Source organism: Microbispora corallina, assembly GCF_016863035.1.
Classification (GTDB): domain Bacteria; phylum Actinomycetota; class Actinomycetes; order Streptosporangiales; family Streptosporangiaceae; genus Microbispora; species Microbispora corallina.
The window spans coordinates 1-524 of the sequence record NZ_BOOC01000122.1 but is presented as its reverse complement, the minus strand read 5'-3'; the positions used below and the strand labels follow the sequence as shown (position 1 = coordinate 524).

The 524-nt window shown below is 63.9% G+C and carries 1 protein-coding gene; it reads left to right on the top strand.

Annotation, left to right across the window (positions count from 1 at the left end):
* Positions 1-75 precede the first annotated feature (75 nt).
* Positions 76-495 (top strand): PPOX class F420-dependent oxidoreductase, encoded by a 420-nt coding sequence (locus tag Mco01_RS38820; protein ID WP_204061808.1) that lies wholly within the window; start codon positions 76-78, stop codon positions 493-495.
* The last annotated feature ends 29 nt before the right edge of the window (positions 496-524 follow it).

Below are 524 nucleotides of genomic sequence, written 5' to 3'. Positions count from 1 at the left end.
CCTAGGTCGTTCGTCCCGGAGTAGGCAGGGCTTTTGGCTGATGCAGGTGTGGCTGATGCTTTCTAGGGTCTAGCCATGGCTTTCACCACTGTTGAGGAAACGTATCTGGCCTGTCAGCAACGTGGTCGGCTGGCAACTGTCGCGCCCGACGGCACCCCGCAGAACAAGCCCGTCGGGTTCCACCACAACGCCGATCTCGGCACGATCGACATCTTCGGCTTCGGGATGGAGTCGTCGGCGAAGTTCCGCAACATCAAGGCCCGCCCGGATGTGTCTTTCGTGGTCGACGACGTGGCGAGTGAAGGGGCGTCTGGTGTGCGCTTCCTGGAGATCCGGGGACGGGCGCAGGCGGCGTCGCTGGCCGTACCACCGGACGAGCATGTGAGCGCAAGCTTCATCCGTATCCACCCGCGCCGGATCGTCGCCTACAACATCGACCCGGACCGGCCGGGTCTCTACGTCCGAGACATCGCGCTTGAGGAGGCCGGTCAGTGACGGTGAAGAGCGCGGTCGTCTTGGGGCCT

Coding starts and splice junctions, on each gene's coding strand:
- Mco01_RS38820 (WP_204061808.1), top strand. CDS start 76: ATGGCTTTCACCACTGTTGAGGAAACGTATCTGGCCTGTCAGCAACGT.